This window comes from Methanoculleus sp. (assembly GCF_035363275.1).
GTDB lineage: Archaea > Halobacteriota > Methanomicrobia > Methanomicrobiales > Methanoculleaceae > Methanoculleus.
On record NZ_DAOSET010000071.1, the window covers coordinates 1 to 4,007 of the forward strand.

At 63.6% G+C, this 4,007-nt stretch carries 3 protein-coding genes and 1 tRNA gene; 2 read left to right on the forward strand and 2 right to left on the reverse strand.

Annotation, left to right across the window (positions count from 1 at the left end; all coding sequences use genetic code 11):
* A tRNA-Phe gene (locus tag PLN84_RS11775) sits at positions 1-74 on the reverse strand.
* Positions 75-210: 136 nt separating this feature from the next.
* Here PLN84_RS11775 and PLN84_RS11780 point away from each other — a divergent pair.
* Entirely contained in the window at positions 211-1,185 is a 975-nt protein-coding gene (locus PLN84_RS11780) for a phosphoesterase (RefSeq protein ID WP_292386456.1), read from the forward strand.
* On the opposite strand, the gene PLN84_RS11785 is transcribed toward PLN84_RS11780, so the two are convergent.
* Positions 1,172-1,957 (reverse strand): hypothetical protein, encoded by a 786-nt coding sequence (locus PLN84_RS11785; RefSeq protein WP_292386457.1) that lies wholly within the window; start codon positions 1,955-1,957, stop codon positions 1,172-1,174. The two genes, PLN84_RS11780 and PLN84_RS11785, sit on opposite strands and share 14 nt — an antisense overlap.
* Positions 1,958-1,999: 42 nt before the next feature.
* Here PLN84_RS11785 and metG point away from each other — a divergent pair, with 42 nt between their 5' ends.
* On the forward strand, positions 2,000-3,994 hold the full coding sequence (metG, locus tag PLN84_RS11790) for a methionine--tRNA ligase (protein WP_292386459.1): 1,995 nt from the start codon (positions 2,000-2,002) through the stop codon (positions 3,992-3,994).
* The last annotated feature ends 13 nt before the right edge of the window (positions 3,995-4,007 follow it).

Here is a 4,007-nt window from a genome sequence, read left to right on the forward strand (position 1 = left end):
TGCCCCCGCCCGGATTTGAACCGGGGACAACCAGATCTTCAGTCTGGCGCTCTCCCAGTCTGAGCTACAGGGGCTCCTGCCTTACAGTGTTGTAAGTTGTCCCTAATAAATCCTGTGCCTCTGGATGCGCCACCTCCCCTGCGCCGGGCGGCGGGACGGCACGGGGCTCAAGACCGCCTGTTTATCACGTCGTACACCGATATATGAACAATGGACCGGAGCGATAAAAAGCCGGATGCCCGGGGCGCAAATCTTATGCAGGCACTCTCCGGGCGGACGGTGACCGTCGTGCATCTCACCCACAACGACCTCGACGCCGTCGGGAGCGACGCCATTCACCGGAGGAAGTACGGAGAGGTCTTCACCGTCTGGTCTCCGGTCGGCAGGTTCCTCTCACTCCTCGACGCCGTGGCCGGCTCGCCCGGACGGGGCGACCTCCTCAGCATATCGGATATCGGCTACCAGCAGGGCGTGGAGCAGCGGCTCGCCAAAGCGCGGTCGAACGGGTGGCGGATCGAGTGGCGGGACCACCACCGCTGGAAGGATGAGGAGATCCGTGCCGTCGAGAAGAAGACGAACTTTCTCCATGTCGATGTCGGCACCTGCGCGACCGGGATCGTCGCACGCGACCTTGCCGCAGGCGATCCGGTGGCGGAGGAGATCGCGCGGGTCGTCTGCGACTACGACCTCTGGAAACACCAGGATCCCCGGTCGAAGGTCCTCGGTCAGGTGGTGATGCAGAAGGGCTTCCGGGAGTACGTCCGGGACAACCTCGTCGGGGGCACGATCCTTGATCCGAAGATCGAGAGCGAGTACGAACGGATCGTCCGCGAGATGGAGCGCGACATTAAAAAGAGCCTCCGGCACACCACTATCATCGAGAACGGCCGGTACCGGACAGCCTTCGCCCCCCTCTATGGCTACCCGAGCGAGACCGCCCACGCCATCCGCGACGAACTCAAAACCGATATCGAGGTGGTCGTCTCCGCAAACGGCCGGTTCTCGATCCGCTCCGTCCCCCCGGTCAGCCACCTCATCGCCCGGGAGTTCTCCGGCGGCGGCCACCCCCACGCGGCCGGGGGCACGTTTCAATTCAGTTTCTTTGATCGCCTCCTCTTCTGGCTTGTCAAGCGGAACCGGCATTACCGCAGCCTCGCAGAGACAGCGGAGTCTATCGAGGGATGAACGCCCGGTCGACGAGGCTCTTCCAGTACTCCGTGCAGCCGTCCTCGCAGTAGCCGCCGACAACGAGCATATCCGGGTCGGCGAACGCGGCGGCGACCGCAAGGTCTTCCTTCTTCGGGTCGAGCAGGATGAGTCTCCTGACCCGGAACCGCTCCATCAGGTCCTCTGCCCGGGAGAGGTCCTCTGCCGGGAGGATGAGGTCGCCCTGGTACTCGAGCAGCAGTTCCAGATCGAACTCTCCCGGGCTCCGGGGGAAGAAGAGAACCTTCCGGCCGGCAAGTACCTCGAGTTCGATCGGGTCTGCCCGATCCGCGACCAGAACGTGCCCCTTCACACCGAGATCGCGCATCTCCCGTGCGAGCCGGGCATACGCGGTCGCGATCGTCTCGGAGAACTCCTCCTCGTCTTCTATGTAGCCGTCCCGAAATCCGAGCATGTGGGGAGCCGGGAGGGAGAACCAGACATCTTTGCGCCTTGCCCGGACGGAGCGTGCATCTGCGGCCACGGCAGACGGGTCGATCCCCGGCTCGTTGACGAGCATCCCGTCCTCCATACCGAGGAAGGCTCCCCGCCACCGCTCGCCGTAGAAGAGACCTCCGGTGGCCGGCACTGCCACGCCTTCCTGCGTCGCGAGCGACTGCTCGAGCCGGTAGGTGGTGAGGTCCGCTTCCTCCCCCCGCTTCCCTTTCAGCCACTCCGCGATCTCCTGAATCGTGGGCGTCCCGACTTCAGAGCCGAAGGACCGAACCGGTATTGAAATCAGTCGTGCCATACGCTGGTATCTTTATTAGCATCGTGACCAGAGTAGATAAGGATGAGTGGTAAGCCGTTGCTGGTAACGTGTGGGCTCCCGTACACGAACGGTCCCTGCCATATCGGGCATCTGAGGACCTACGTGCCGGCGGACTTTTATGTGCGGTATATGCGCCGGTCCGGGGAGGAAGTTGTCTTTGTCTGCGGTTCCGACAACCACGGAACGCCGATCGTGATCAGCGCCGAGCAGGAGGGCTCGACCCCACGCGCCCTCTCGGAGCGCTATCACGAGCACTTCTACGAGACGTTCCGGCGGATGGATGTCGTCTTCGACCGGTTCGGGATGACGGACGATGCCATGAACCACGAGACCACTCAATCGATCGTCGAGCGGCTCATCGAGAATGGCTACGTCTACGCTAAGACCATCAGCCAGAGTTACTGCCCGCAGTGCGAGCGGTTCCTCCCCGACCGCTATGTGGAGGGGATCTGTCCCCACTGCGGAGCGGTCGCCCGGGGCGACGAGTGCGACCAGGGGTGCGGGCAGCACCTGGAGCCCGGCGAGATCAAGGATGCGGTCTGCAAGGTCTGCGGCGGGAAGGCGGAGTACCGGGAGCAGGAGCACTACTTCTTCAAGCTCTCGGCCTTCCGCGACTTCCTCCTCGAGTACCTCCCGGACCTCCGGGGCACGTCCACCGCCCGGAATTACGCCCTTGGGTGGGTGAAGGAGCTCCTGCACGACTGGTGCATCACCCGGACGCTCGACTGGGGCGTGAAGTTCCCCGGAAGCGATGACCTGGTTGTTTACGTCTGGGTCGACGCGCCTATCGGTTACATATCGTTCACGAAGGAGTGGGCAGAAGCGGCGGGCGCCGACTGGAAGGACTACTGGTGCGGCGACGAGACTCGTGTCACGCACTTCATCGGCGGGGACATCATCTACCACCACTGCATCTTCTGGCCGGCACTCCTCAAGGGGGCGGGATACGGCCTCCCGCACGCGGTGGTCGCGAGCGGGATGGTCACGATCGAGGGGAGGAAGTTCTCAAAGTCCCGCGGCTATGTCGTCTGGACGAACGACGACTACCTGGATAAGGGCCTCCCGGCGGACTACCTCCGCTACTACCTCCTCTCCTACACGAACCATACGAAGGAACTCGACTTCTCCTGGAAGGTCTACGCCGAGCGGGTGAACAACGAGATCGTCGGGACGCTCGGGAACTTCATCTACCGGACGATGTACTTCGCCGAGAAGGAGTTCTCGGGTGTTCCCGACCTCGCGCCCCGGCCGGCGGTCGTCGAGGAGATCGAGCGGTCGCTCTCCGTCATCGACGCCCTGATGCGGGACTATGACTTCAAGAACGCCGTCGATGCGATGATGGCGCTTGCGTCGTTCGGGAACGTCTACATCCAGAACAACGCCCCCTGGAAGCTGATCAAGGAGGACCCGGCCGCGGCGGAGCAGGTGATCGCCGACTGCCTCCAGATTGTGAAAGCGCTCGCTCTCGTCTTCGAGCCCCTGATGCCCGATGCGATGCAGCGGGCCTGGACGATGCTCGGCTACGACGACGATCTCGCGGCCCACCCCATCGCGGAGGCCACGGCGCCGCTCGGCGCCCGTCCACTCGAAAAGCCCTCCACCCTCTTTACGAAGATCGAGAAGGAGCAGATCGCCGACCTTGATGCGACCCTCAACCTGCGGGTCGAGAAGGCAAATGCGGCCGCCGAACCGAAGATGCCCACCGTCTCCATCGAGGAGTTCGGCAACCTCGATATCCGGACGGCGACGGTGATCTCGGCCGAGCCGATCAAGGGCTCGAAGAAGCTCTACAAACTCATCGTCGACCTCGGCGGCGAGAAGCGGCAGGTCGTCAGCGGTATCGCCCAGTTCTACAAGCCGGAGGAGCTGGTGGGCAAAGACGTGGCGCTGATCGCAAATCTCGCGCCGGCAAAGATCTTCGGGGTCGAGAGCCGGGGGATGATCCTCGCCGCCGGGGACGAGGCCTCCCTCCTGGTCCCCCTCCGGCCGGTCAGTCCGGGGACGAAGGTCCGTTGATCGGGACGACCCG